Source organism: Chloroflexus sp. (assembly GCF_056331925.1).
In genome coordinates this window covers 130,575-156,435 of record NZ_JBWGQH010000003.1, presented here as the reverse complement: position 1 = coordinate 156,435, position 25,861 = coordinate 130,575, and the positions used below count along the sequence as shown (strand labels likewise).

Sequence of the window (25,861 nt, the reverse complement as noted above, 5' to 3'; positions counted from 1 at the left end):
TCTATACTAACAAGTAGTTTACAATATAAACTAGTCTACAGAGAGACAAAAGCGACGTTCCCTCATCTCGACATGGATCAACGTATCCGGCGCTATTGGCTGATTGACGGCCTCCCGGAATTGTTGATCGGCAGTATCTTCCTGCTCACCGGTCTCATCCAGCTCATCGCACTCGTTACGCCGGTTGGTATTGCCGGCTGGGCCAATCTGCTGCTCCCATGCATGATGATTCCGGCAATGCTGTGGGGACGACGGTTTCTCCATACCCTCAAAATGCACATTACCTATCCGCGCACCGGCTATGTCTCCTACCGCCAACCACAACTATGGCAGAAGGCATTAGGTGGGTTGGTGGGCATAGGGACAGGGATTGTGTTAACGACCTGGGTTCAAACCCAGATCGTAGCGACATGGCTACCGGTGCTTACCGGTATGACCTTAGCTGCCGGTATCGGCTATTTCGGCGTCTACCTCGGTATGCGGCGTTTCTACGTTCTTGCGGTGTTCATCGCTGTCAGCAGCATGCTGATGGACTGGTTGCCAATTGACCCCTTCCTTGCCACGAGTCTGGTGATCACGACAGTAGGCGTCTGGATACTAGTTTCCGGCAGTATTACGCTCTACCGTTATCTTCGATACACGCAGACAGAGTCATTATGAAGAAACTCGACATGCAGCAACTGAACACCTTAGACCGACTCATCCACGAACCGGCACGGCTGATGATCATGACCCTACTGTACACAGTTGAGGAGGCTGACTTTCTCTTTTTGCAGCGTACAACCGGTCTCAGCAAAGGGAATTTGTCGGTTCATCTGAGCAAGCTTGAACAGGCCGGCTACGTACAGATCAAGAAAACCTATCGCGGCAAGTTACCGTTGACTCTCTGCGCATTGACTGACAGCGGACGGGAAGCGTTTCAGCGTTACCGGCAAAATATACTCCATCTGGTAACGGCCACCGACGACGATGTACCACCCGCTTTGAGTCTCGCTCCGGCAGAGTAGCGGCCGAATATCAGTCCACCTATCGGAGGATTATCATGCATAGCGTCGCAATTCGCACGCACAACCTGACCCGTACCTTTGGCGCGATACGGGCAGTCGATCAATTGACGCTAAAGGTCCGGCAAGGTGAGATTTTCGGCTTTCTGGGCCCGAATGGATCAGGCAAGACGACGACCATTCGGCTTCTTCTCGGTCTATTACAACCCGATGCCGGCCAAATTGAGGTCTTGGGCTTTGCCGTACCGCAGCAAGCGTCTGAGGTACGAATGCGCACCGGCGTACTCCTCGAACACTCTGGTCTGTACGAACGCCTGAGCGCCGTCGACAATCTCGATTATTACGGGCGGATCTGGCACATACCGACTCCTCAACGCCACGAACGCATCCGCGAATTGCTGGTACAAGTGGGACTATGGGAACGACGCTATGAACTGGTGAAGACGTGGAGTCGTGGGATGAAGCAGAAGTTGGCAATTGCACGCGCCCTCTTGCATCGTCCCCAACTCATCTTCCTCGATGAACCAACCGCCGGTCTTGACCCCATTGCTGCTGCTGCGTTCCGTGATGATCGGCGTGCGCTCGCCGAACGTGAAAGTGTGACAGTCTTCCTCACGACGCACAATCTGGACGAAGCTGAGAAACTGTGTCACCGGGTCGGTATTATCCGACAGGGACGGCTGCTGGCGCAAGGCAATCTAGCCGAGATCCAACATCACAATGTGTTGCGCCTCGAAATCGTTGGGCGTAACTTTATACCCTCAGTCGAAGCAGCGCTTCGGTCGCAACCGATTGTGCGGCAGGTGGAAGCCAGCGATACGCGCTTATTGATCGACCTTGCTGCTTCAAGTGATCCGGCTCCACTGGTAAAACTGGTGATCGAACACGGTGGGCAGATTGAAGAGGTACACCGCAGCAGCAATCCAAGCCTTGAAGAGGTCTTTTTGACCTTGATGGCAGAGGAGACAACGTATGCTCACTGACATCTGGACAGTCATGCGCAAAGAGCTGAAGGAAATCGCAAACGTTCGCGAACGGATTGGGCTAATCGGTATACTCTTCATGATCGTCACCTTTGGCATACTATTGCCATGGCAGATGGGCAGATCGTGGATCGAGTCGCCGATCACGCTCATCTACTGGGCCTGGTTACCGCTCTTTCAGGTCATTACCGTCGTGGCCGATTCATTTGCTGGCGAGCGCGAACGGCATACGCTCGAAACGTTGCTTGCTAGCCGGCTGCCCGATCAGGCCATTTTATTCGGCAAACTGCTGGCCGCGCTGACGTATGGTGTCGGACTGACGTGGATAAGTCTGCTGGTAGGGTTGATCACGATCAATCTTGTGCATAGCCCAGGAAGCTTGATCTTCTACCCGCCGGATGTGGCATTCGCCGTGCTCAGCATCTCGCTCCTCAGCGGCGGCCTCGCTGCGGGTGCGGGAGTATTGGTGTCGTTGCGGGCCAAGACGGTGCAGCAAGTCACGCAACTGCTTAGTATTGCCGTGATGTTACTGATCTTCCTGCCTACGTTTGGGTTGCAGATGCTGCCGGCAGCATGGCAAGAACGGCTGTTGAAGAGTGTCGCCAATTGGGATGTGACGCAAACGGTGTTGACGGCGATTGTGGTACTGGTCGTCATCGACAGCATCCTGATCGGCGCGGCAATGCGTCGCTTCCAGCGGACACGGCTGGTCTCCGAATGAGGCACTTCCACAAAAGCCGGGCATACGGATGTTACCGGTTGTCATTGTCACATGGGCAGGGTTGAACTCTATTCCCGTAGAAATGCACCAAACCTCACCAACCGGTATGGGGCAACTTACGCGCGCATATACGGTAGCTACTTACCACGCTCAATACCCGGTACAACTCGGTGGTCAAAGCTTCAGATTCGACCTTAGGTTGTACCGGCGACGCTCATATCACGCTACAACGCCCATACTGCGAAACACCCACGCCGCGCGGCCACCAGCAATTGACGAGAGGCAGCCGGTCCATCTAAGTCATTTGCCTCTTGCGGCAGCCAGAAAATTCAGCGCAATGTCAAACAAACGAGCGCAACCATTGTGATAAATTGCCACTTACCATCCCCGGCATCGGCAGATACAGCAGGATAGCCAGAGGGCACGTGGGCAACGGTTCGGGCATACGTCCTCCAATACTGCATTCACTACTGCTTCGATCACCCAGCGGTTGCCGTTTACGGCCACATCCACCGGCAGACGGTCGGCTGTCACGCCGGACGTATGATCAAACCCTAGACGCAATGCACCGGCTTGTTTGTCCCACGCGACCGAATCCGCAGCATACGAGGTTTCTAGCCACCTGTTCTGCTTGTACCTCGCATAACGCCACGGAACCGCAACTCTGGAAGCGCTTTCACGGTTTTGTGCAAGTGTTTCGCGCTTTTTGAAAAGCCAGCCATCGCCCCGGGCGAGTACTATAGGCTTAGTTGGAAGCGTTCCCAGTCAGTGGCAGTAGGCTATGCATATCACACTCGATGAAATTGCTCGGCGGGCCGGAGTCTCACGCTCGACCGCCTCACGGGTCATCAACAACCATCCGCACGTCAATCCGGCAGTACGCGAACGGGTGTGGCAGGCCATCCGCGAAACCAATTACCAGCCCAACCTACCGGCGCGTTCACTGGCCAGCCGCCGCTCGCAGGTGATTGGGATCATTATTCCGCAGCCGATCCATACCCTCTTCGCCGATCCCTACTTCCCATTGTTGATCGAAGGAATTGCCCAAGTCTGCAACGAACGGCAATTTTCGATCATGCTGGAACTGGCTACCAACCCAACCGGCGATCCATACCGGCACATTGGCCGGCAAGGTTTTCTCGACGGCGCCATCGTGGCCTCAGCCATCGAAGATCACTTTCTCAGTCAATGGTTAGCCCAAGAGAGCATTCCGGTGGTCTCGGTTGGCCGGATTAGCACCCATCCGGCAATTCCCTACGTCGATGTAGATAACCGCCAAGGTGCGCGGATAATGATCGAGCACTTGCTATGGTGCGGTTATCGCCGGATTGCGACGATTACCGGCCCGATGAATATCGTGGCCGGGCGTGATCGCTTTGCCGGGTACTGTGATGCCCTCGACGCTGCCGGCTTGCCACTGTTGCCCGAACTCATCGTTGAAGGTAACTTCAGCGAGCAAAGTGGATTTAGCGCGATGCAGAGCCTCTTGCAACGAGAACCACGACCTGATGCGGTCTTTGCCGCGAGCGACATGATGGCCCTGGGCGCATTCAAAGCGCTGCGCGCTGCCGGACTAAGCGTACCTGACGACATCGGCTTAGGAGGATTTGACGACATTCCACTAGCGGCAGCGATGACACCGACTCTTACCACCGTGCGCCAACCGATCAACGAACTTGGTCAAACGGCGGCACGATTGCTACTCGACCGCATCACTACCGCAGCCCGCGACCTCACCGTCGAGCGGGTGATATTGCCGACCACATTGGTGATTCGCGAGAGCTGCGTTCGGTAATGTTGAAAGGAGGTGATACAACACGGTCATGTAGCCTACGCTCGGTTGATATTTGAATGACGATGGCGTACCTATTCCAGAGGAGGAGAACCAATGAAATCTTTGAAAATGCTACTCGTCAGCTTCACGTTGATCGTCGTTGCCCTCGTTAATGCAGCATGCGGCAACAGCCCGACAACCCCTTCGAGCCAACCCACTTCTGCACCTGCCGAACCAACCGTTGCTGCTGCTCCCACCTCAGCGCCTGCTGCGACGCAAGCAACCACCGGTGACCGCATCAAAGTGCGCTGGTTCGTCGGCTTGGGCGCCGGCACAGATGAAGGTGCTATTCCGCCCCAGAATGCCTTTGTCGAACGATTTAATGCCAGCCAAGACAAGATCGAACTGGTGCTTGAGATCGTTGACAACAACGTCGCCTTCGACACTCTTGCCACCCAGATTGCTGCCGGCAACGCCCCGTGCATCGTCGGCCCAGTTGGCATCCGTGGACGCGACAGCTTCAAAGGTGCGTGGCTTGACTTGCAGCCGCTCATTGATAAATACAACTACGATCTGAGCGACTTCGATCCCAATCTGGTCAAGTTCTATCAGGTGAAGGAGGAGGGCCAACTCGGCATTCCATTCGCCATCTTCCCCTCGTTCATCATCTACAACAAAGATCTGTTCGATGAAGCCGGTCTTCCTTACCCACCCGCACGCCATGGTGAGCCATGGATTGACGAGAACGGCGTCGCGCGTGAATGGAACATCGAGACGCTGACCGAACTGGCCAAGAAGCTGACGGTTGACGTCAACGGCAACGATGCTACGTCGCCCGATTTTGATCCGACCAAAATTGTGCAGTTTGGTTGGATGAACCAATGGACCGACCCGCGCGGTATTGGTACCTTCTTCGGCGCCGGTTCGCTGGTCGATGAGAACGGTAATGCGCAGATCCCCGAACACTGGAAGGCAGCATGGAAGTGGACTTACGACGGCTGGTGGAAGGATTGGTTCATTCCGAACGGCCCCTACGGCGGTGCCGACTTCCTGCAAGGCCCCGGTGGTCCCTTCTCGTCGGGCAATCTGGCGATGATTCACATCCATATGTGGTACGTCGCGCCATGGGCACTCGGTAATGTTGATTTCGACTGGAATCTAGCTGCGACACCCAGCTACAACGGCACAATCACGGCCAAGATGCACGCCGATACCTTTGGCATCCTCAAAGGGTGCCCGTACCCTGATGCCGCCTTCGAGGTGTTGAGCTACATGCTCAGTGCCGAGCACGTCAACGAGCTGCTGACCATCTACGGCGGTATGCCGGCCCGTCTCTCGCTGCAAGACAACTACTTTGCGCAGTATAATCAGACCAGCTTCCCCAATAAGACCGACATCAACTGGGACGTGGTCGTGGAGGCGATGGCCTACGCCGACAATCCCAACCACGAGAGCTGGATGCCCAGCTTCCAAGAGACGACCGACCGCTACAACGAATTCTGGAACTACCTCGCCAACACGCCCGATGCCGATTTCGAAGCTGAGGTAGCGAAGCTGAAAGCCGATTTGCAGAAGATCTTCGACGCAGCAAAATAGTTAGGTATTGGTTGTCAGGACAAGTGGGCGGCCCGCGACAGCCGCCCCTTCTCACAAACACTACGTGCGATAGCCGCAGAGAGAGCGGTGTCGCCAACAAGGAGGCAACGCTATGGCCCCCTTACCGGAATTGAGCAGTGTGTGGCGAAACTTGCGGCGTGGTCGCGTCAAACAGGCTCAGCGACGAACGTTGAGCAGGCTGGAAAAGAAGGAGATTACGTGGGGGTTGTTCTTTATCAGCCCGTGGATAGTAGGGTTCTTACTCTTTTACTTTTTACCGATGGTGGCTTCGTTCGGCTTCTCACTCTACGATTTCAACCCGGCCGTACCCGATCAAGCCCGCTTTATCGGTTTCGCCAACTGGCAACGGGCCCTTTTTCAGGATCAGGAGGTCTGGCTATCGTTGAGGCGGACTCTGCACTTCGCCGCCATTTCCCTACCGATCTCGCTGCTGTTTGCACTGTTTCTCGCTATTTTGTTGAATTCAGAGCATGTTCTCGGCAAGAGTGTCTACCGCACCTTGTTCTACATGCCGACCATGATCCCGCTGGTGGCAACGGTATTGATCTGGAACGGCGTGCTCAACGAGCAGTCTGGCTGGATCAACGTGATCATTGAACGATTGACCGGCATCAAAGCGACCGGCACGCAAGGCTTGCGTTGGCTGGCCGACCCCAAGCTTGTCTATTACGCCTATACAATGTTTGGTCTTTGGGGTGTTGGCAATGCCATGATCATTTTTCTGGCCAGCCTACAGGGTGTGCCGACGGAACTCTACGAAGCAGCTCAGATCGACGGGGCCAACTGGTTTCACCGCCTGATCTTCATTACCATTCCGCTCATCACCCCGGTAATTTTCTACCAACTCGTGCTGGGAGTGATCGGTTCGCTGCAATACTTCCTCGCCCCCTTTGTCCTCAACGGCGGCACCGGCTTCCCCGAAGGAATGACCCGTTTCTTCATGGTCTACTTCTACAAGCAGTCGTTCAGCTTCTTTAGTATGGGCTACGGCGCAACCCTGGCATGGCTGATGCTCATCATCGCCATGATTATTACAATTGTTCTCTTTGGCACCTCGCGATTCTGGGTTTTCTACGCAGGGGAGGAACGCTAATGATACTCTCACAACGTGCTCGCGGTAATCCGCTGTCTAAATCAACCCGCGAGGCTATTGCGCGGATCACGCTCACCAGCCTTACCCTCGCCGTGCTCGCGCTGTTCTTGATCCCGATGGTTTACGGCATTACGACTGCGGTCAAGACCGACAGCCAAATCGCCGAAACCGGCGCCCCGTGGTGGCCGGCAAGCGAACGCACGTTTGCATATGAGGGAAAATTGTACGATGTCTATCTGGTACCAATTGATGGTGAAATCCGTGAACTGGCCCTGTACCGCCCTGGACGCCAAAGCAGTTGGTTTGTAGACCCGGAAAATCCGGCGGCAGGCCCGTTTGAGTGGCAAGGTCAGTGGCGGCAACTCGAACGGGTGTGGCAGCTCGATATTCAGTGGGGCAATTTCACCCGTGCCTGGAATACGATCAACTTTCCTAATCTGCTGCGCAATACGCTGATGTATGCCGGCATCACCACGTTCGGCGCAGTGTTATCGGCAGCGCTGGTGGCTTACGGTTTCGCTCGTTTTCGTATTCCCGGTAAGAATATCCTCTTTATGATCATGCTCTCGACCGTGATCTTACCCGGTGCAGTAACACTCATTCCAACCTACTTCGTCTTCTTGCAGATCGGATGGGTGGGGACGTGGCTGCCGCTGATCGTGCCGGCGTTCTTCTCGTGGGGCACTAACGTTTTCTTGTTGCGTCAGTTCTTCCTCGGCATTCCGCGTGATCTCGAAGAGGCTGCCCAGATCGACGGTGCTAGCCCGTTGCGAATCTTCTTCTCAATCATTTTGCCGATGTCACGCCCGGCCCTGACCGCTGTCGCCCTCTTTCACTTTTTCTGGGCGTGGAATGACTTCTTCGGCCCATTGATCTATCTGGCCGGTCATCCCGATAAGTTCCCGATTACGGTGGGGCTAACCGCGTTCAACAATCTCTACTCGCAATCGACGAATCTGATCCAGGCGGCATCACTGATCTCGGCGATTATTCCGATTGTAGTCTTTTTCTTCGCCCAACGTATCTTCCTTGAGGGCGTGGTGATCACTAACATTGAGAAATAGAGTGCGCGCATGCGTCTGCAATATTTGCTTTGTCTTGTGATGTTGGTTGGCGTATTTGGCGCTTGTGGGACGCTGAATGCACCCACCGCTACACCGACACCGGTCATACCGCTCTACCGTAATCCGGCAGCACCTATCGCCGAGCGGGTCGAGGATCTGCTACAGCGGATGACATTGGCCGAGAAGATCGGCCAGATGACGCTGATCGAAAAAAATAGCATCACCGCCGATCAGGTACGTGAATTGGCCATCGGTGGTGTACTCAGCGGTGGCGGTGGCTATCCACGCGACGAGAACTCGCCGATGGCGTGGGTGGAGATGGTCAATGCCTTGCAACAGGCGGCATTGAGTAGCCGGCTCGGCATTCCGATCATCTATGGGGCTGATGGTGTTCACGGACACAACAACCTCTACGGCGCAGTCATCTTTCCGCATAACATCGGGTTGGGGGCAGCGAATGACCCTGCACTGGTCGAGCAGATCGGGCGGGTGACGGCCCACGAGATGGCCGCTACCGGTGTCTTTTGGAACTACGCGCCGGGGGTGATGGTGGTGCAAGATGTGCGTTGGGGGCGTACCTACGAAAGCTATGCCGAACGCCCTGAACACGTTGCATCGTTGGCAGTCGCTTTCTTGCGTGGCTTGCAAGCTCCCGATATTGCGGCACCAAACCGGGTCATCGGCACTCCCAAACACTATGTCGGTGATGGCGGCACGACGTGGGGCACGTCAACCACGGCAAACTATCAACTCGATCAGGGGGAGACGTTTGGTGATGAAACCACAATCCGAACCGTGCATCTCCCACCGTACCGCGCGACCATCGCTGCCGGTGCGCATGTGATTATGGCGTCGTATTCGAGTTGGAACGGGCAGAAGATGCACGCCAGTTCGTATTGGCTCACCAATGTGCTGAAAGAAGAACTCGGCTTTACCGGTTTTATTGTCTCAGATTGGGAAGCCATCGATCAGATTGATCCCAACTATGAACGGGCGGTGGTGACGGCCGTAAATGCCGGGATCGATATGAATATGGTGCCTTACGATGCGGTGCGCTTCATCGAGACACTGACTCGCGCCGTCAATGCCGGTATGGTGAGCGAAACGCGGATTGACGATGCGGTGCGACGAATCTTGACGACCAAGTTTGTGATGGGGTTATTTGATCAACCCTTCGCCCACACCGAATTACTGGGCGACATCGGTAGTCTGGCCCACCGCGCATTAGCCCGTACCGCCGTTGCCCAATCGTTGGTCTTGCTCAAAAATGACGGTGACCTCCTCCCTTTACCGAAGGATGTTGCCCATCTTTACATCGGTGGGCAGGCTGCTCACGATCTCGGTATCCAAGCCGGCGGCTGGACGATTGAGTGGCAAGGGAAGCCAGGTGCGATTATCCCGGGAACGACGATTCTCGAAGGGATTCACGCCGCTGTTACACCGCAAACGGTCATTGAGTACGATCCACATGGGCGATTTCGCGGTGATCCGATGGCTACCGATGCCGTCTGCATTGCGGTTGTCGGCGAATTGCCTTACGCCGAAGGACGTGGTGATAGCGCAACCTTGCGCTTACCACCGAACGAACAGCGCACACTGCGTCGTATGGAGGAGAGCTGCGCCCGCCTCGTCGTCGTACTCGTCAGTGGCCGTCCGCTGATCATCACCGACGATCTACCTCGTTGGGATGCGCTTGTTGCCGCGTGGCTGCCTGGGAGCGAAGGGGCCGGTGTCGCCGATGTTTTGTTCGGAGATCGACCATTTCGCGGGCGATTGCCGGTGACGTGGCCGCGCAGCCTCGATCAATTACCGCTCGGATCAGGAAACGGTGACCCACTCTTTCCCTATGGATTTGGGCTGACCCCATAATATAGAGTTGTGACAACCTGCGGTGGTTCCCTCACCGCAAAGGAGAGGAATTGCTGTGTATCAGAGGGTTTCTGGTATTGTCGTTCGTCGGCTCCTTCTGCTTGGAGTGATACTCCTGATCCCGACCGGCTGCACGCTGACATCAGCTACACCGAGTACGACTAGCACACCGGTGCCAACCGTATCACCGTGGATGCTCGTGTGGAGTGATGAATTTGACGGCGAGACACTCAACCCAAGCAATTGGCTGTTCGATAAGGGAGCCGGCGGCTGGGGCAACAACGAACTGCAATTCTACACAAACCGCCCAGAAAATGCGCGGATTGAAGCAGGTGTGTTGGTGATTGAAGCACGTCAGGAAGAGTATCTGGCGTGGGAATACACCTCGGCCCGGATCAAGACGCATTATCTGCACGCATGGACGTATGGCCGGATCGAGGCACGTATGCAGTTACCGGCAGGAGGTAAAGGGATTTGGCCTGCCTTCTGGATGCTAGGTGAGAATATCGCCACAGCACGCTGGCCCAACTGCGGCGAAATCGACATTATGGAAAACATCGGTAATCCGACGATGGTGTACGGTTCGGTCCATGGTCCCGGTTATTCAGGTGGTAACGCCATTACCAAACCCTTCGTTAGTTCCCAACCACTGAGCGACGATTTTCACATCTACGCTGTGGAATGGGAACCGGATGAAATTCGCTGGTACGTTGACGATCAGCTCTACCACACGTTACGCCGCGACCAGGTCCCCGGAGAGTGGGTATTCGATCATCCCTTTTTTCTCATTCTCAACCTTGCCATCGGCGGCAACTGGCCTGGGTATCCCGACGAAACAACCGTCTTCCCGCAGCAGTTACGGGTCGATTATGTGCGCGTGTATCAGCAGCCCTAACCTATGCCCGCTTACTCCGTCGCTTATCCTACATACGCAGAGGAACCTTATGCCAAATCACATCGAACATCTGGTACGTCAACTAACGCTTGACGAAAAAATCGCCTTACTTGCCGGCGCCGATGCATGGCATACCGTCGCCATTCCGCGCCTCGGCATCCCTGCCATCAAAGTCACCGACGGCCCCAACGGTGCGCGCGGCGTGAGCCGCAACGGCATCCACACCTCTGCCTGTTTTCCGATTGGTGTTGCGATGGGAGCCACGTGGAACCCGGCACTGGTTCGGCAAATCGGTGAAGCCTTAGCCGAAGAGACGAAGGATAAAGGAGCGCATATTCTGTTGGCGCCGACGGTTAACATCCACCGCTCACCACTGGCCGGGCGTAACTTCGAGTGCTTTTCTGAAGACCCCTACCTGACCGGCGTGATGGCAGCGGCCTACATTACCGGCTTGCAAAGCCGTGGCGTCGGTGCATGTATCAAGCACTTCGTGTGCAACGACTCGGAATTTGAGCGCTTTAGTATCAGTTCCGATGTTGGTGAGCGCCCATTGCGCGAAATCTATCTCCGCCCGTTCGAGATAGCGATCAAGCAGGCAAAACCGTGGTCGATTATGTCGGCCTACAACCGGATCAATGGGGTATGGGCCAGTGAAAATCGCCGGTTATTGCTCGAAATCCTCAAAGGCGAATGGCAGTTCGATGGACTGGTGATGTCAGACTGGTATGGCACCTATAGCGCTCGCGCTACCCACAACGGTCTTGACCTTGAAATGCCGGGGCCAGCACGTTGGTTGAACCGTGAGCACGTCTTGGCTGCGCTCGAGCGTGGTGATCTGCGTGAAGCCGATCTCGACGATAAGGTGCGTCGTTTGTTACGGACTATCGAACGGGTCGGCGGCTTCGCGAACCCCACACCGGCAATCGAACAGGCCAACGACCGGCCTGAGCATCGGACCCTCATTCGGCGCGCCGGTGTTGAATCAATCGTGCTCCTCAAGAACAACGAACGGGTCCTTCCGTTGAATCCCGCCCAAGGACAAACTATTGCCGTTATCGGCGCCAACGCGCATTGGGCGGCGATTATGGGCGGCGGTAGCTCGGAAGTCGCACCGCACTACGTGGTCACCCCGTTACAGGGCATTCGAGCGCGCGCCGGCGAGCAGTGCGTGGTGGACTACGCCATCGGTACCCCCATTTTTCGTCGCTTGCCGAACATTGATCCAGCATGGGTGCGCATCCCCGCTAGCGACCGACCGGGAGTGCAGCTTGATTATTACACCGATCTCGACTTCGGTGGTGAGCCGGTACGCACCGACTACCTGACGACCCTCGAAGCGAGCTGGTTTGGCGACCGGATCGAATATCTCAACCTCACAACCTTCGCTGCCAAACTCAGTTGCGATCTCTTACCGCCTCATACCGGTCATTACCACATTGGGCTGTCATGCGTCGGGCAAGCCCGGGTTTGGCTCGAGGGTGAATTAGTGCTTGACCGGTGGGAAAAAGAACTCATGGACGGCAATGAGCAGCGCCAAATGGTAACCCTCGAAACCGGACACCGCCACCGGCTGGTGGTTGAGTTCCGCTGGCCAACGCCCGGCAACTGGCGTGCCGTGCAGGTTGGTCTCTGGCCGGAACGGGAAGATGATCCCATCGCGGAAGCGGTAGAGCTGGCTGCTCGCTCGCATGTAGCGATTGTGTTTGCCGGCCTAACCAAAGAGTGGGAAAGCGAAGGATTCGACCGGATTGATATGGAACTCCCCGGTTGCCAAAATGAACTGATTCGCCGAGTGGCGGCGGTCAATCCGCGCACAATCGTAGTGCTCAACGCCGGATCACCCGTACATATGCCGTGGATTGACGAAGTAGCGGCTGTGATCCAAGCGTGGTACGGCGGCCAAGAGGCGGGTAATGCGATTGCCGATGTACTCTTCGGCGACGCCGATCCGGGTGGACGATTACCGACAACCTTCCCCAAACGACTGGCCGACAATCCGGCGTACATCAATTATCCCGGCGAAAACGGGCACGTCCTCTACGGCGAAGGCCTATTCGTCGGCTATCGCTACTACGACCGTAAAGGCATCGAACCGCTCTTTCCATTTGGGTTTGGACTGAGTTACACCGAGTTTTCCTATGATCGGCTTCACCTCTCTGCCCCGACGATGCGACCAGATGAAACCATTACCGTCAGTGTCGATGTTACGAACATCGGTGATCGTCCGGGAATGGAGGTTGTCCAGCTCTACATCCACGACCAGGTGGCCCGACTGGTGCGACCCGATAAGGAACTGAAGAGCTTTGCCAAGGTGACACTGCAACCGGGTGAAACCACGACGGTAACGTTTACCATTGACCAACAGGCACTGAGTTATTACGATCCGGCCGTCCCCGGTTGGGTTGCTGAACCGGGCATCTTTACCGTGCTCGTTGGCCGATCGGTGGTCGATATTCGGCTGAAGGCCTCATTTGAGCTGGTCGCCGAAAGATGAGCAAGATCACTCGCCTCACAGCAGGAGGGGAGGGAAACCGCCCCTCCCCTGTGATCATACCGGTGGCCACGGCACATGCGGTCCGGGGCCGGGTGGTGGATAACGCCCGCTGGCAAGCAGATTGTCCAAACGACGGCGCAAAGCACGTACCTCTGACCGGTCGAGCAGGTGATAGAGCGCACCGGTCAATTGCGGATTGTGGTCGAGCTGTTGGCGAAAACCGGTAAACGCCGTTATAACCTCATCGGGGAGCGGTTCACCGACAAAATCCCACAACACAGTGCGCAATTTAGGCTCGACGTGGAAGCAGATACCATGATCGATAGCCCACAACCGGCCATCACGCCCTTGCAGGCAATGACCACTCTTACGGTCGGCATTGTTGACGAGACAGTCGAAGGCACAGAGCTGCTTAATTTCGCGTTCGTAGCCACCCCGCTTCAACATCGTAAACAAATGCACCTCTTCATCGTTGTCGATAAAGAGCTGCACCATACCGATCCCGTAAGGCCCATCACGTACCACCGTCGGTGGGACGAGGTGAAAGCCTAGCGCTTCGCTGACAAGGTAAGCCGCTGCCTCGCGTCGGTAGAGCGTACCACGTGGAAAATCCCACAGCGGCCGTTCGCCACGCTGCGGTTTGTACACCGCCAACAGATGAAGATCCTCGTGGACGATGCTGGTCAGCAGGGTGTAATTACTACTGTACGGCATGGCCGCCTCAACGTTCATCTCTCCCTGGGCCAGCGCCGTGAGGACACGGGTAACGCTCAACTCTCGCGAGAAGCTGTTCTCCATACCGTCCCCTTATGGCTGATGGGTTATGATCTAGCGATGAGCAACGCACATCCTCCCCACCATCTACCGATCAACTGTACACCGGACCGTGACCATTGCGGTGAGGACAGAAATGGCCACTCGGATCAATTGGACGACCACAATTACCACAGATCGGGCGCCCGGCGGCTACGACTTGCTCGGCGTGGATGCTCAACGCCTTCATCTGCTCACGGGTAGCGGAAAAGCGAGCTGAGAGAGGCTCATCATCACCACCCTCCGGCATCCCCTGGGCCAGCAACACGACCCGATCACGCTCGCTATCGTAGCCCAAGCCCAACTGGTAAATGCGGAACTCCGGTTCGAGTGGCTCTTCCAGACTCATATCGGTCACGAGCAGATCGTCGGAGGTTGCCAAGCGCGGATTACGTTCACTAATCGCTTCTAGTAAACGATTGATAGCGTTCGCCAACTCACGGATCTGCTCTTTTTCGGCCAGCAACGTCACCAGCCGGTTACCACGTCGCGCTTGAAGATAAAAGACGCGCCGGCCACGTGGCCCTACTGCTCCGGCAGTAATCCGATGCACCGATTCGAGATCAAAGGTAAACTCTGCCATGGTCCTAGTGTGCCTCCGTTGACGACGGGGACGCCGCTGCCTGTTCAGCCTGAGGTGTCGGCGGTTTCGGACGAAGGTGTTCTAACGACCCAGTCTCATTGTAGGCTAACAAACGCGGACCCATCGGCTCGAATGCAACGGCGCTCAGTGAGCACGGATTGATAACTAGCCGCTGAAACAGATCGATGTGCATACCAATATAGTACGCCAACGCCAATCGGATCAAATCGGCGTGGGAAACGACTGCAATCATTTCCCCTTGGTGACGCGCACGCAATTGGTCGAGTGCGCTTACCATACGCATTTGTGCTTCCCCTAGCGTCTCCCCCTTGGGAAAGCGCGTCCCACTGGGATAATGCTGTACCCCCGGCCACAGTTCGTGTTTATAGAGTTCTTTCAGTTCAGCACCTTCCCATTCGCCGTACCGCACTTCGCCGAGCTGTTCGACGATCCGCAATAGTAAGCCACGCGGTTCGGCAATCGCCTGCGCCGTTTCGATACAGCGATCAAGAGGGCTGGTATACAGCGCCGTAATCGGTAGATCACCGAGTCGCTCGCTTAGCGCTACAGCTTGCCGGCGACCCTCTTCGCTCAGATGTACTCCCGGCAACCAGCCGGCTAAGCGGCCATGAACCCAATCGTTCATGCCATGGCGGATCAAAAGGAGTGTGGTCACGCGGTGTGGTTTCTCTGACACAAGACCTCTGTGTTTGCCGATAATGCGGCGAATACACGATACATACCCATATTCAACATGCTATAGTGCATGATACCACGGATAGCACGCTATCCGATGACAATCAGGCCGGTCCTGCGATATTCATGGTTAATACGGCGGCGAGTTTGGCGGTATCGAGGGTAAACGCGCGGCCAAACCCGCCAATGTAGCGGGCTTCGTACAACTGCACGCGAAACAACGTGAAATCGGGCAGCGCAAAGAGATGCTCTTGTCCGGGAAGTTGGTGCAAATAACACGCCTTCGCCGCTGAGTATTCGGGCGCCTCGCGCGCAATCGGCGTCGCCTCACCCTGGATCGTCACCCGCGCCAGAGCCTGCGGATCGGCAACACTCGTTGGTACGGCGGTAATGAGCAACGAAAGGCGTGGATCGGCCAACAGATGACTGGTATGCACCGACAATCGGCTGAGGAGGAGTAAGAACGTTGGGTCATACCCTGCACGCCGCTCGACCGCGTATAAGACATACGACACAAACGGCGCCCCATCGGCAGTGATCGTACCCAGCGCCGCAGTGTAATGGTGATCGATCAATGTTCGTAAGGCTCGTTGATCTTCGTATCGCATCGTCTGCCTCTTTTCGCATTGGACCCAGACACGCAACCGCAGCAACCGTGCTCCCGACCAACACCGAATTAAGACACAGGAGCGGCAAGATCGGCCAGTACCGCATCGTAACGCGGGGCAAGGTTGGGCCAGCAGTACGGTTCGGCCAGCGCTGCCCAATCACGTTGGGCCAACTCCGGCAAACGTGCCACCGTGCGCGCCAATGTCGTCGGTAACTCGGTATCGTCGGCATACAGACAGTCGGCGTACCATTCTGGTGGAATCAGATCAGGATAGTTGAGCCGCGCCGGCAGTACCGGCACACACCCACACGCCATCGCCTCGAGAATGGCCAGACCAAAAAACTCTTGGATAGCCGCCGAAACTACAATATCGGCTTGTTGCAACAAATGGAGATACGCTGCACGATTTACAGCGTACCCCCAGTGGATCGTCTGTGCCGCCCACCGTTGCCGCGCCGCCACCAAATCATCGGCTACGGGATCGATATGCTCGCCGGTGACGATGAGGCGAAAGTCGATCCCCTGTCTTGCCAGATACTCCAGCGCTGCCATCACGACCTGCGGTTGTTTGTCATATTCCCAACGTGCATTCCAAACAATGACCGGCGGAGCCGTCGGATCACGCGGTGGTCGTGGCGGTAACGGCGGCAGATCGAGGCCTGGCGGTAAGACCAGCGCTTTTGCTGCAATCTGACCAACCGTCTGGAGTTCATGATAATCGTGATAGCGTCGTAACAGGCTCGGCAGCGCCGTCAAAAAATCACGCCGATGAAACTCTGAATTGAAGATCACCGCATCGGCAACCAACGCACTGGTCAGATTGATCCACGCAAACGCATCATCACGCTTACGGCCCGGCGGTAATGGGTAGGTCAGTTGATTTTCGTGAAAATAGATCACCATCGGCACGTGCCCCAACCAGCGCCGGGTCAAGGCCCGAAACGTCGCCAGATCGAGCATATCGGTCGTGACGATCAGGTCGGGCACATCGTGCCGTTCGCTAACCATCCTCGCCAAGGTCAACGCGGCACCGCGCATACGCCACCGCCACCCCCCGGCTTGACTCAACGTAATGAGGGTAACACGATGTTGGCTGTGCGCGGCATAACCGGTTGCTACTGCCGCGTGCGATCCACCATGAAACGGATCGATCCACCAGATGTGCATAGCATTATCTCGCACCAGCGAGGTCCTTCCCTTTACGCATCAACCCGCATCAGATATGTATTGACGCCCGCCACACCCATCTGCGCCTCTAGTTGCAAGAAATACCGCAACGGTTGATGGTACGGCTGATGCTCATCGAGCAACCGCGCCGCCGCCTTGTGGCTTCCCAATTGTTGCAAATGGTGATAGGCAACCCATTCGGCATGGCCCTCGCGGAGAAAGTCATTGCGCAACAGTGGACAATGCTCGGCTTGCCACGCATGGGCATATTCGTGAGCCGCCGTAATGCGAAAGATCAGCATCGGTAAGGCATAGAGCAGGTAGATCATCCGTAGATGACCTTGGCGCTGATACAAGCCAAGGGTATGTTGAGTGTCGATCGCGGGACCACGCAGCTTGACCATTGTTAGTGCATCCACCATACGAAATGTTACGCCCACGCTCAAGCGTAATCCCATCCCCTCGGCTAACATTCCTACCGTCTGCCGAAACAGTTGCTCAGCGTGGTCGGGATGATAGACCGCCACTGCATGACATGTATCACACTGGCGGCGACCATCGTGCAACTGCCAGAATCGATTGCTCAACGGTGCACCACACGTATCACAGCGCGGTCGGGTCGCAATACACTGGGGGCAAAATCGCTCAGGCCGATCAAGCAACACGTAGTAACCGTTGGTTAACGGTTGACCACAACTGGCACAGCGCGTGTGATCGACCACCATAGCCATATCCTTGACCGATGATGCACTTTGTCACGCAACAAAGGTACATCGTCTGCTCGTATCACCTAATAGATAGCATAGCACTTTCAATCCAAGATTGCGCAGTCGCTCACACTCACAAAGAAAACGGTTCGCGCGCGTCCCCTTCTGTCATGTCGAGCGCAGCAAGCCATCTTTCCACACGGAAGATGGCTCGGGCGCTGGCGTGCCCTCGAAATGACAAACAAGACGGTTCGCGCGCGTCCCCTTCTGTCATGTCGAGCGCAGCAAGCCATCTTTCCACACGGAAGATGGCTCGGGCGCTGGCGCGCCCTCGAAATGACACCCGAACCACATTATAGAAAGTATACGGCTTTGTAACCAACCATCACCCATCGCCATGAGGCGGCGGCCCATCGAGTTGCTCGGCCAACCAATGCTGCAACAGGCTGAGACCATTGGGATGCAGACTATGCCCAACCGGATCTTCGTGATAACGGTGACGCAGCGCATGCTGAGCCAGCACATCACGAGTTGCACGGGCCTGCTCCACCGGGATGACATCGTCATACGTACCGTGCAACTGCAAGATAGGCAACTGAGCTAACGCTGGCGCCGGTGGCTGGATCGCCAGCGCCGGATCGAGATAGCCGTTGGCGGCGATAACTCCGGCCAGGCGTTCGGGAATCCGCCACGCGAGAGCCAGGCTCAGGATCGCACCTTGGCTAAAACCAAAGAGATAGGTTCGCTGTGGATCGGTACCAACCCGTTCCGGCAAGGTGCTCACGAACTGGATTAACAATTCGACGGCTTGTGCCCGCCCTACCGGATCGGGAACGAGACGACCTGGTACGCCACTCAGCTCGTACCACGCGAATCCACCCCATGGCAAAGCGATTGGCGCACGCGCACTGACAATATGCATACGGTCGTCGATCAGGTCCGCTAACTCGAAGAGATCGCGCTCGTTACTGCCAAAGCCATGCAGCATCAGCAATAATGGGGCAGGACCGGTCTCAATCAACGGTCGTCGTTCAATCGTTCGAATGGTTGTCATGGAATCACCAATTCCTGTCCGACTTGCAGGTTGTCCCCTTGGGCTGGTGTGAGATTATTGGCCTGTAAGATCGCTTCGATCGAAACACCGAATCGCTCGGCAATGATCCGTAGTGTATCACCGGATTGTACGGTGTAGCGGCGCGGGACTCCTGCCGATTCTGGGGTCACTGTCGGTTCTGCGGTCGCTGTTGGCTCCGGGGTTACTGTCGGCTCTGGAGTTACTGTCGGCTCTGGGGTTGCCGTTGGTCGTGGCGTCAACGTCGGCAACGGTGGGGTCGTTGGCAGGATCGGAACGACATCTTCTTCTATCTCGGCAACCGGCGACCAGGCCGGCAACAGCGTAAAATCACCGATCCGCAGCGGTGGCAACGAAGAGCGGGCGATTGTCAGCAATGCTACCGCTGCAATGAGCAACAACAGGCTTGACCCTACCACCATACCTATGTCACCGATCCGATGCTCGAACAACCGCAACAAGATTGCACCGAGCGTAGGCACAACGAAGGTCAATGCTAACAACAACCACAAGAGCGTTTCCGACAACATACCTAATCTACCGCCTCATCTCATCACGGCGACAAGGCCCACGCCGGATTGTAGTCACGCCCCAGCACCAACACAATATCGGCCCCCAACGGTTGTGGTGGTGCATCAGTGGGTGGCGTAGCAAAAACGTATTGTTCCGGCAAGCCCAAATGCGCAGCAAGACGGACCAGAGCTGCCGGATTACCGGTATAGTCGATCAACACCGTTGTCTCCCGACGGTCGGTATTACTCGGTGGTAACGTCCGAAAACCGACCTGCTCAAGCGATCGGCTCACCCGTGCTGCCAACCCATTAACCGGCGTACCGTTAAGGACTTGGACATAAGCCTGCTCGATGATCGACTGCGGCCCGGTCTTGACACGCGCTACCAGCGCCGCAAGATCGCGTCGATTCCAATAGATATCTGAACCGATTTCAGCCACCACCGCAACCTCACGCGGATGAATGCTAAACGAATCCACCCGACTCGGATCGATAGTCTGAGCCAACGTCAGCAATTCGCGGAGCGCCGTCGGATCATCGATCGGCAGTGTTGTCTTCACACTGCGCCGTACTTCTTCGAGTAATGTCCGCCACACTGCGGTCTGCTCGAGTAACCCACGCGAACGAACCGTTTCAAACACTGCACGCACAATCAACTGCTGACGACGAATGCGGTCAAAATCACTTGAACCGTGGCGCGAACGAGCATAGCGTAGCGCCGTCGCCCCATCGAACACTTGCAGACCGGCAGGGATGAAGATACGCTCGTACCCATAATCAGCCGTCGGAAAACTACTATCGAGCAGTGGAGTGGGCACGTCTATCACCACACCACCGATTGTGTCAATAAGCCGTTCAAATCCGGCAAAATCAACCTGTGCGACATAATCAACCGGCAGATCGAGCAACGTCGTGACCGCCTCGGCAACCAGCGCCGCACCGGCTGCGGCCACATCGGTACCAACACCGTACAAATCGGTGGCATGTTGATAGCCATAACTGTAGGCAGCATTAATCTTTTGCTCACCCAACCCCCGGATCATCACCACCGTATCGCGCGGGATCGAGAGCAAGCTCACCCACCGCTCGTTGGGATTAACGTAGGCCAACATCAGTGTATCGCTGCGCACACCCTCGGTACCATCGGCACGACGATCGACTCCCAACAGCAACACGGTAAAAGGTTGGCGAAAAACTGTATGAGCCGGTACCGCAGCATTTGCCGTCGGGCGAGGATCGCGCAAGCGCATCTCGGCCACAACCGTGTGCCAGATCAACGATCCGCTCCAGATCACCAACAACGCCGCCAGCACCAGACCACTCACGATCAAGATGCGCCGGCGGCGACGCCAGTGTTGCGCCCGCAGATAAGCTACTCGCTCACGAGCACTCAGGCGTGCCGATCGTTGTCGCTCATCATGACGCCGATCCATAGCCCTTACTACCCCAGCCGGCTACTTTACCACATCTGGTTCCTCAGGCGGCTCGGAGGGACCGGTCGCAATAATCGGCGCACTCACCATCAACCGACGCAAACCGGGCACATCATCTGCCGGCAAAATACCGAGCACAACCACACTCATATCATCACTCGGTTCATCCTCATCAAGCATTAGTGCCCGCTGCATAATACTCTCGACGAGCGTTTGTGGATCGCGCCCCTCATGGGCCGGCCACGCTGCCAGATAGTTCGGTAATCCCAGATCTTCCCCCCGCCGCTCGCCGGCCCGTAACAAGCCATCAGTAAACATCACCACATACGTGTAGGCCGTAATCGGCAACTCACACATCTGCGGCTTGATCAGTGGCTGTAACCCAATCGGCTCCGATGGAGCGCTAAAACTGCGCATCCCTTGTGGCGTCAGCACAAAAAACGGCGCCGGGTTATTGCGCGTCACAATTATTTTGTGAGCGGCAAAATCAACCGAGAGGATGTTGAGCGTTGCTGCAACCTGACCCATCCGGTAGGTATAGAGATAGTCATGGACAGCACGTGCCACTGCTCCATCATGAGCACCATCCTTCAATAGGGTGATCGCACGAGTCGCCACCAGATGCGATAGGGTTTTCGCCGCACGCCCACTCCCTTGCCCATCAACCAAGACAAACGAAAAACCGCCTCCCGGACGCTCGATCATTTCAATCGTATCGCCGCTCTCTAGCTCGCCAGAGCGGGGAACTTTGGCAACTGCTACGTACATCTCTAAATCGGCCATTGCACTCTTCCCCTCTCACTTGCCCTGTATCCGTTACAGCATACCACAATTTACCTCGTGCTATAATCAAGACATTACCGGTTCAACGTCACAAGTACGTTTATGTCAAGGAGGACAACAATGGCCGCAACGCGGACCTTTCACAATCTGATCGGCGGCGAGTTTGTACCGGCCCAAAGTGGCAAAACCTTCGAGCGACGCAATCCCGCCGACACCCGCGATCTGGTCGGTGTGTTCGCCGATAGTGATGAACGCGATGTTCATGCTGCGGTTGAAGCGGCGAAAGCAGCTTTTGTCACATGGAGCAAAGTGCCTGCCCCCAAGCGTGGCGAGATTCTGCTCCGCGCTGCCGAGTTACTCCAAGCCCGCAAAGAGCAGTATAGTCGCGATCTCACCCGCGAGATGGGCAAACCTCTGTTTGAAGCCGGTGGTGACATCGTTGAGGCTATCGGGATGGCTCAATATGCCGGTAGCGAAGGACGCCGCATGCATGGCGTAACCACGCCATCAGAATTGCCCAACAAGTTCCAGATGAGTATTCGCCAACCCATCGGCGTAGTCGGGCTGATTACACCGTGGAACTTTCCGATGGCCATTGCCTCGTGGAAGATGCTACCGGCGATTGTCTGCGGCAACACGGTTGTCATCAAACCGGGTGAAGACGCTTCGGTGAGTACCTACAATTTGGTACAGTGTCTGATGGAAGCCGGCCTACCACCTGGTGTCGTCAATATCGTGACCGGTTACGGACCAAAAGCCGGCCAACCTCTCGTTGAGCACCCTGACGTACCGGTCATCTCATTCACCGGGAGCACCGAAACCGGCCGACTCGTGTATGAGCTAGGCGCACGCCGGATCAAGCGCGTCAGCCTTGAGATGGGTGGTAAAAACCCGCTGATTGTCATGCCTGACGCCGATCTCGATCTCGCGCTCGACGGCGTCTTGTGGGCTGCGTTTGGCACGACCGGCCAACGTTGCACTGCTACCAGTCGCCTGATCGTTCACCGTACCGTTGCGAAAGAGCTGGTTGACCGGATCGTCGCTCGTGCCCAGTCGCTCCGCATCGGGAATGGTCTCGATCCGAACACCGAGATGGGTCCGCTAGTGAACGAGAAACAAATGCAGCGGGTGCTCAATTACATCGAGATTGGTAAGCAAGAGGGAGCCACCTTGCTCTGTGGCGGCTACCGACTCACCGGCGGCGATTACGACTACGGCTATTTTATTGCGCCGACCGTCTTCACCAACGTCACACCACAGATGCGCATCGCCCGCGAAGAAATCTTTGGGCCGGTGCTGAGTGTGATTGAGGTTGATAGTCTCGATGAAGCGGTGGCAATTGCCAATGATGTGGCCTATGGCCTTAGTTCGGCAATTTATACTCGTGATATTAACGCTGCTTTCCGCGCTATGCATGCGCTGCAAGCCGGGATCGTCTACATCAACGCACCTACCATCGGCGCTGAAATTCACCTGCCGTTCGGTGGTGTGAAGGCGACCGGCAACGGTCATCGCGAAGCCGGCCCGACGATGCTCGATGTCTTCTCGGAGTGGAAGAGCGTCTACATTGACTACAGCGGCAGATTGCAGCGCGCACAGATTGATAACGCCGATTAGTCTATCTCCTCGCATATACATCGACTCCCCTTCACTATCGTCGGGTATGAAGGGGAGTTTTGCTAACTACCAACCGCCTGTGCGAATGATGCCAACTGCCGGAGAACACCTTTGCAAGGCCGCCATACTTCCTTCCAGCTTCTAACATTGCCGATGGAAATATTCTGGTAACACGTATACGGTACGCTTTGTTATGTCTAAATAACGGTGGTAAAAACGAGGTAAAAATGCCCAGCCAACGCTTTGTAACAATCTGTCTATTCTACCTGACAGCTTGTGCTTTCATACCGGTGAGTAATCCTTCACCTCAGCCGCCGACACTCACCATCACCGGCTGGGCCGGTTACATGCCGCCCGCACTGCTCGATGCTTTTAAGAACGAAACCGGTATCGAAGTTACATATCTCGGCTATGATAACTCTGAAGAGGCAATTTCTCAGTTGCAACAAGGGGCACAGTACGATTTATTGATAGTAAGCTATCAGTTCATCCCTGAATTGATACACAACGGTACTATTGCTCCGATTAATCGAGCACATATTCCCAATCTCCGCAATCTCAGTGCAACCTTTCGCGACTTAGCGTTCAATCCAGGTGAACGGTATTCGGTGATTTACCAGTGGGGAATTACCGGCCTGCTTGTGCGCACCGATCTGCTCACCCGCCCAATCAAGCGTTGGTCTGATCTATGGGATCCGGCACTTGACGGCAAAATCTTACTGTGGCCGATCCCACGTGATACGATAAACGTGCTGCTCAAATCGCTCGGCTACTCGATTAACACCACAGACACTGATCAGCTCGCCACCGCTCTAGCCCGCGCACCCGCACTGGCACAACGAGTTGGTTGGGTGGACAGCGAGGTGGCGACGGCTACCCGGTACCTTGTATCCGGCGAATATGCCGTCGCTCTCGCTTGGGCGTATGATGCTCACGATGCTATGCAACAGGATGAACGTATCACGTTTATTATTCCTGAAGATGGCACCTTCATTTGGCTTGATAGTTTCGTCATTCCTACTACTAGTCCTAATCCCAAACTTGCTGAACAGTTTATTAATTTCTTCTTACGACCAGATATGAGCGCACTCGTGACGAATGAGTTGGCAATAGCCACGGCGAATGAAGCATCGTGGTCGTTGGTTAAGTCGGAGCTACTAGCTGATACCAGCATTTTCCCAAGCAATGCCATCCTCGAGCGCGCAGAATTGGAAGTACCACTTGATCCGGCAACCCAAGAACTTCATCATGAAATTTGGCGTGTATTCACCTTGACGAGATCGTAACCTATGTATCGTGCTATCTTCATTATCTTACTCATCATACTCGCCGCGTGCAGTGGTAGATCATTTGTCTCGCCACCGGTCACCCCAAATGCCACCAAGCTGGTGATTGCCGGCTGGGCCGGATATATGCCACAAACGATTCTCGATGCGTTTAGCACCGAGACAGGCATTGCTGTGGAGTATGTGATCTACGAAGACCAAGCAGTGGTCGTTGAACAACTACGCGCCGGCGCCGATTACGATCTCGTCGTCATGGGAAGCTTTTTCTTACCGCGGTTGATCGACGATGGCCTGCTCGCACCTCTTGATTATGGTCAGATTCCGAACCATCGCAATATTAGCATCAATTTTCACGATCTGAGTTATGATCCGGGTAGCCGCTATTCCGTCGTGTACCAGTGGGGTGTCGGTGGGTTGATCGTTCGGCCCGACCTGCTCGACCGGCCGATTAGACGTTGGGCCGATCTGTGGGATCCAGCGCTGGCCGGTAAAATTGCGATGTGGGTGACGGAAGACGACCTGTTTGCTATTACCCTGAAAGCGATGGGGCAACCAGTAAACACAACCGATCGCAGTGTTCTTGCCCAGGCAGCCGAGCGCATCAGCACGCTCTTACCTAACATCACTGCACTTGATCCGATGATGCCTAACGCCGCCGATCTCCTTGCCAATGGCACGTATCCAATTGTATATGGATGGTCGTTCGACGCGATAGCCGGCCATGTTCTGAATCCGGCGGTTGAGTTCGTTTTTCCTGAAGAGGGGCCAATTTTCTGGATCGACACCTTGATTGTGCCTACGTCTAGTACACGTCAAGCAGCAGCTTTTCAGTTCATCAATTTTGTCTTACGCCCCGAGATAAGTGCTCAAATTACTAATGAAATCTACGTCGCAACGGCCAACGAACGAGCAATGCCGTTGATCGATCCAGCTTTACAAGACCATCCGTGGATCTTTCCCGGGCGTATAATGTTGGAAGCGGAGTATTTAACCGAACCGCCGGCGGATATCAAGGCATACCGCCACCAGCTTTGGGAACAAATAGCGACCACGCAACGTGTGAGGTGA

Annotated in this window: 24 protein-coding genes; 14 read left to right on the top strand and 10 right to left on the bottom strand. The window is 55.7% G+C overall.

Annotated elements, in window-relative coordinates; genetic code table 11:
• Window positions 1-72: 72 nt before the first annotated feature.
• The 11 genes from AC01ZF_RS02905 (at window position 73) to AC01ZF_RS02855 (ending at window position 13,514) form a co-directional block, all read left to right on the top strand.
• Window positions 73-660: a hypothetical protein gene (locus AC01ZF_RS02905; protein ID WP_424675514.1), complete on the top strand. Its 588-nt coding sequence runs from the start codon at window positions 73-75 to the stop codon at window positions 658-660.
• Window positions 657-1,007, top strand: a complete 351-nt coding sequence (locus AC01ZF_RS02900; RefSeq protein ID WP_424675515.1) for a winged helix-turn-helix domain-containing protein — start codon at window positions 657-659, stop codon at window positions 1,005-1,007. The genes AC01ZF_RS02905 and AC01ZF_RS02900 overlap by 4 nt, the downstream gene beginning before the upstream one ends.
• Before the next feature lie 35 nt (window positions 1,008-1,042).
• Window positions 1,043-1,987 (top strand): ABC transporter ATP-binding protein, encoded by a 945-nt coding sequence (locus AC01ZF_RS02895; RefSeq protein ID WP_476575102.1) that lies wholly within the window; start codon window positions 1,043-1,045, stop codon window positions 1,985-1,987.
• Window positions 1,977-2,708, top strand: a complete 732-nt coding sequence (locus tag AC01ZF_RS02890) for an ABC transporter permease subunit (protein WP_428112536.1) — start codon at window positions 1,977-1,979, stop codon at window positions 2,706-2,708. The genes AC01ZF_RS02895 and AC01ZF_RS02890 overlap by 11 nt, the downstream gene beginning before the upstream one ends.
• 781 nt (window positions 2,709-3,489) lie before the next feature.
• Complete coding sequence (locus AC01ZF_RS02885; protein ID WP_428112534.1) at window positions 3,490-4,503, top strand: LacI family DNA-binding transcriptional regulator; 1,014 nt, start codon at window positions 3,490-3,492, stop codon at window positions 4,501-4,503.
• A gap of 93 nt (window positions 4,504-4,596) precedes the next feature.
• Window positions 4,597-6,078, top strand: a complete 1,482-nt coding sequence (locus AC01ZF_RS02880) for an ABC transporter substrate-binding protein (RefSeq protein ID WP_428112533.1) — start codon at window positions 4,597-4,599, stop codon at window positions 6,076-6,078.
• Between the two features lie 112 nt (window positions 6,079-6,190).
• Window positions 6,191-7,192, top strand: a complete 1,002-nt coding sequence (locus tag AC01ZF_RS02875; RefSeq protein WP_424676212.1) for a carbohydrate ABC transporter permease — start codon at window positions 6,191-6,193, stop codon at window positions 7,190-7,192.
• Window positions 7,192-8,256: a carbohydrate ABC transporter permease gene (locus AC01ZF_RS02870; protein ID WP_428112531.1), complete on the top strand. Its 1,065-nt coding sequence runs from the start codon at window positions 7,192-7,194 to the stop codon at window positions 8,254-8,256. Before AC01ZF_RS02875 ends, AC01ZF_RS02870 begins: the two co-directional genes overlap by 1 nt.
• A gap of 9 nt (window positions 8,257-8,265) precedes the next feature.
• Window positions 8,266-10,125, top strand: coding sequence for a glycoside hydrolase family 3 protein (locus AC01ZF_RS02865; protein ID WP_476575101.1), 1,860 nt, complete (start codon window positions 8,266-8,268; stop codon window positions 10,123-10,125).
• A gap of 55 nt (window positions 10,126-10,180) precedes the next feature.
• Window positions 10,181-11,020 (top strand): glycoside hydrolase family 16 protein, encoded by an 840-nt coding sequence (locus AC01ZF_RS02860; RefSeq protein ID WP_424676215.1) that lies wholly within the window; start codon window positions 10,181-10,183, stop codon window positions 11,018-11,020.
• A 49-nt stretch (window positions 11,021-11,069) separates the two neighbouring features.
• Window positions 11,070-13,514 carry a glycoside hydrolase family 3 C-terminal domain-containing protein gene (locus AC01ZF_RS02855; RefSeq protein ID WP_476575100.1) on the top strand — a complete coding sequence of 815 codons (2,445 nt, stop codon included), beginning with the start codon at window positions 11,070-11,072 and terminating at the stop codon, window positions 13,512-13,514.
• A gap of 54 nt (window positions 13,515-13,568) precedes the next feature.
• Here AC01ZF_RS02855 and AC01ZF_RS02850 read toward each other — a convergent pair whose 3' ends face one another.
• The 10 genes from AC01ZF_RS02850 to AC01ZF_RS02805 all read right to left on the bottom strand — a co-directional run bounded on the left by AC01ZF_RS02850 (window position 13,569) and on the right by AC01ZF_RS02805 (window position 21,890).
• Window positions 13,569-14,312: an SCO1664 family protein gene (locus tag AC01ZF_RS02850; protein WP_424676217.1), complete on the bottom strand. Its 744-nt coding sequence runs from the start codon at window positions 14,310-14,312 to the stop codon at window positions 13,569-13,571.
• 70 nt (window positions 14,313-14,382) lie between these two features.
• Window positions 14,383-14,910 (bottom strand): DUF3090 domain-containing protein, encoded by a 528-nt coding sequence (locus tag AC01ZF_RS02845; RefSeq protein WP_424676218.1) that lies wholly within the window; start codon window positions 14,908-14,910, stop codon window positions 14,383-14,385.
• 4 nt (window positions 14,911-14,914) lie between these two features.
• Window positions 14,915-15,586 carry a histidine phosphatase family protein gene (locus AC01ZF_RS02840; protein WP_424676219.1) on the bottom strand — a complete coding sequence of 224 codons (672 nt, stop codon included), beginning with the start codon at window positions 15,584-15,586 and terminating at the stop codon, window positions 14,915-14,917.
• Between the two features lie 124 nt (window positions 15,587-15,710).
• Window positions 15,711-16,214, bottom strand: coding sequence for a HugZ family pyridoxamine 5'-phosphate oxidase (locus AC01ZF_RS02835; RefSeq protein WP_424676220.1), 504 nt, complete (start codon window positions 16,212-16,214; stop codon window positions 15,711-15,713).
• Window positions 16,215-16,282: 68 nt separating this feature from the next.
• Complete coding sequence (locus AC01ZF_RS02830; RefSeq protein ID WP_424676221.1) at window positions 16,283-17,383, bottom strand: tRNA-queuosine alpha-mannosyltransferase domain-containing protein; 1,101 nt, start codon at window positions 17,381-17,383, stop codon at window positions 16,283-16,285.
• A 32-nt stretch (window positions 17,384-17,415) separates the two neighbouring features.
• Complete coding sequence (locus AC01ZF_RS02825) at window positions 17,416-18,108, bottom strand: TFIIB-type zinc finger domain-containing protein (RefSeq protein ID WP_424676222.1); 693 nt, start codon at window positions 18,106-18,108, stop codon at window positions 17,416-17,418.
• Window positions 18,109-18,475: 367 nt separating this feature from the next.
• On the bottom strand, window positions 18,476-19,144 hold the full coding sequence (locus AC01ZF_RS02820; protein ID WP_424676223.1) for an alpha/beta hydrolase: 669 nt from the start codon (window positions 19,142-19,144) through the stop codon (window positions 18,476-18,478).
• Window positions 19,141-19,692 (bottom strand): LysM peptidoglycan-binding domain-containing protein, encoded by a 552-nt coding sequence (locus AC01ZF_RS02815; RefSeq protein WP_476575099.1) that lies wholly within the window; start codon window positions 19,690-19,692, stop codon window positions 19,141-19,143. Before AC01ZF_RS02815 ends, AC01ZF_RS02820 begins: the two co-directional genes overlap by 4 nt.
• A gap of 23 nt (window positions 19,693-19,715) precedes the next feature.
• Complete coding sequence (locus AC01ZF_RS02810) at window positions 19,716-21,107, bottom strand: LCP family protein (RefSeq protein ID WP_424676225.1); 1,392 nt, start codon at window positions 21,105-21,107, stop codon at window positions 19,716-19,718.
• A gap of 21 nt (window positions 21,108-21,128) precedes the next feature.
• Window positions 21,129-21,890, bottom strand: coding sequence for a PP2C family protein-serine/threonine phosphatase (locus tag AC01ZF_RS02805; protein ID WP_424676226.1), 762 nt, complete (start codon window positions 21,888-21,890; stop codon window positions 21,129-21,131).
• Between the two features lie 120 nt (window positions 21,891-22,010).
• Between AC01ZF_RS02805 and AC01ZF_RS02800 the strand changes: the two genes are divergently transcribed.
• The 3 genes from AC01ZF_RS02800 (at window position 22,011) to AC01ZF_RS02790 (ending at window position 25,861) form a co-directional block, all read left to right on the top strand.
• Entirely contained in the window at window positions 22,011-23,507 is a 1,497-nt protein-coding gene (locus tag AC01ZF_RS02800) for an aldehyde dehydrogenase family protein (RefSeq protein ID WP_476575098.1), read from the top strand.
• A gap of 227 nt (window positions 23,508-23,734) precedes the next feature.
• Window positions 23,735-24,793: an ABC transporter substrate-binding protein gene (locus tag AC01ZF_RS02795; protein ID WP_424676228.1), complete on the top strand. Its 1,059-nt coding sequence runs from the start codon at window positions 23,735-23,737 to the stop codon at window positions 24,791-24,793.
• A gap of 3 nt (window positions 24,794-24,796) precedes the next feature.
• The gene (locus AC01ZF_RS02790; RefSeq protein WP_424676229.1) at window positions 24,797-25,861 is read left to right on the top strand and encodes a polyamine ABC transporter substrate-binding protein; all 1,065 of its coding nucleotides are present in this window, start codon (window positions 24,797-24,799) and stop codon (window positions 25,859-25,861) included.

Coding starts and splice junctions, on each gene's coding strand:
- AC01ZF_RS02805 (WP_424676226.1), bottom strand. CDS start 21,890: ATGGCCGATTTAGAGATGTACGTAGCAGTTGCCAAAGTTCCCCGCTCT.
- AC01ZF_RS02830 (WP_424676221.1), bottom strand. CDS start 17,383: ATGCACATCTGGTGGATCGATCCGTTTCATGGTGGATCGCACGCGGCA.
- AC01ZF_RS02815 (WP_476575099.1), bottom strand. CDS start 19,692: ATGTTGTCGGAAACGCTCTTGTGGTTGTTGTTAGCATTGACCTTCGTT.
- AC01ZF_RS02875 (WP_424676212.1), top strand. CDS start 6,191: ATGGCCCCCTTACCGGAATTGAGCAGTGTGTGGCGAAACTTGCGGCGT.
- AC01ZF_RS02895 (WP_476575102.1), top strand. CDS start 1,043: ATGCATAGCGTCGCAATTCGCACGCACAACCTGACCCGTACCTTTGGC.
- AC01ZF_RS02900 (WP_424675515.1), top strand. CDS start 657: ATGAAGAAACTCGACATGCAGCAACTGAACACCTTAGACCGACTCATC.
- AC01ZF_RS02795 (WP_424676228.1), top strand. CDS start 23,735: ATGCCCAGCCAACGCTTTGTAACAATCTGTCTATTCTACCTGACAGCT.
- AC01ZF_RS02870 (WP_428112531.1), top strand. CDS start 7,192: ATGATACTCTCACAACGTGCTCGCGGTAATCCGCTGTCTAAATCAACC.
- AC01ZF_RS02790 (WP_424676229.1), top strand. CDS start 24,797: ATGTATCGTGCTATCTTCATTATCTTACTCATCATACTCGCCGCGTGC.
- AC01ZF_RS02810 (WP_424676225.1), bottom strand. CDS start 21,107: ATGGATCGGCGTCATGATGAGCGACAACGATCGGCACGCCTGAGTGCT.
- AC01ZF_RS02865 (WP_476575101.1), top strand. CDS start 8,266: ATGCGTCTGCAATATTTGCTTTGTCTTGTGATGTTGGTTGGCGTATTT.
- AC01ZF_RS02890 (WP_428112536.1), top strand. CDS start 1,977: ATGCTCACTGACATCTGGACAGTCATGCGCAAAGAGCTGAAGGAAATC.
- AC01ZF_RS02800 (WP_476575098.1), top strand. CDS start 22,011: ATGGCCGCAACGCGGACCTTTCACAATCTGATCGGCGGCGAGTTTGTA.
- AC01ZF_RS02905 (WP_424675514.1), top strand. CDS start 73: ATGGATCAACGTATCCGGCGCTATTGGCTGATTGACGGCCTCCCGGAA.
- AC01ZF_RS02885 (WP_428112534.1), top strand. CDS start 3,490: ATGCATATCACACTCGATGAAATTGCTCGGCGGGCCGGAGTCTCACGC.
- AC01ZF_RS02855 (WP_476575100.1), top strand. CDS start 11,070: ATGCCAAATCACATCGAACATCTGGTACGTCAACTAACGCTTGACGAA.
- AC01ZF_RS02835 (WP_424676220.1), bottom strand. CDS start 16,214: ATGCGATACGAAGATCAACGAGCCTTACGAACATTGATCGATCACCAT.
- AC01ZF_RS02825 (WP_424676222.1), bottom strand. CDS start 18,108: ATGGTGGTCGATCACACGCGCTGTGCCAGTTGTGGTCAACCGTTAACC.
- AC01ZF_RS02820 (WP_424676223.1), bottom strand. CDS start 19,144: ATGACAACCATTCGAACGATTGAACGACGACCGTTGATTGAGACCGGT.
- AC01ZF_RS02880 (WP_428112533.1), top strand. CDS start 4,597: ATGAAATCTTTGAAAATGCTACTCGTCAGCTTCACGTTGATCGTCGTT.
- AC01ZF_RS02845 (WP_424676218.1), bottom strand. CDS start 14,910: ATGGCAGAGTTTACCTTTGATCTCGAATCGGTGCATCGGATTACTGCC.
- AC01ZF_RS02850 (WP_424676217.1), bottom strand. CDS start 14,312: ATGGAGAACAGCTTCTCGCGAGAGTTGAGCGTTACCCGTGTCCTCACG.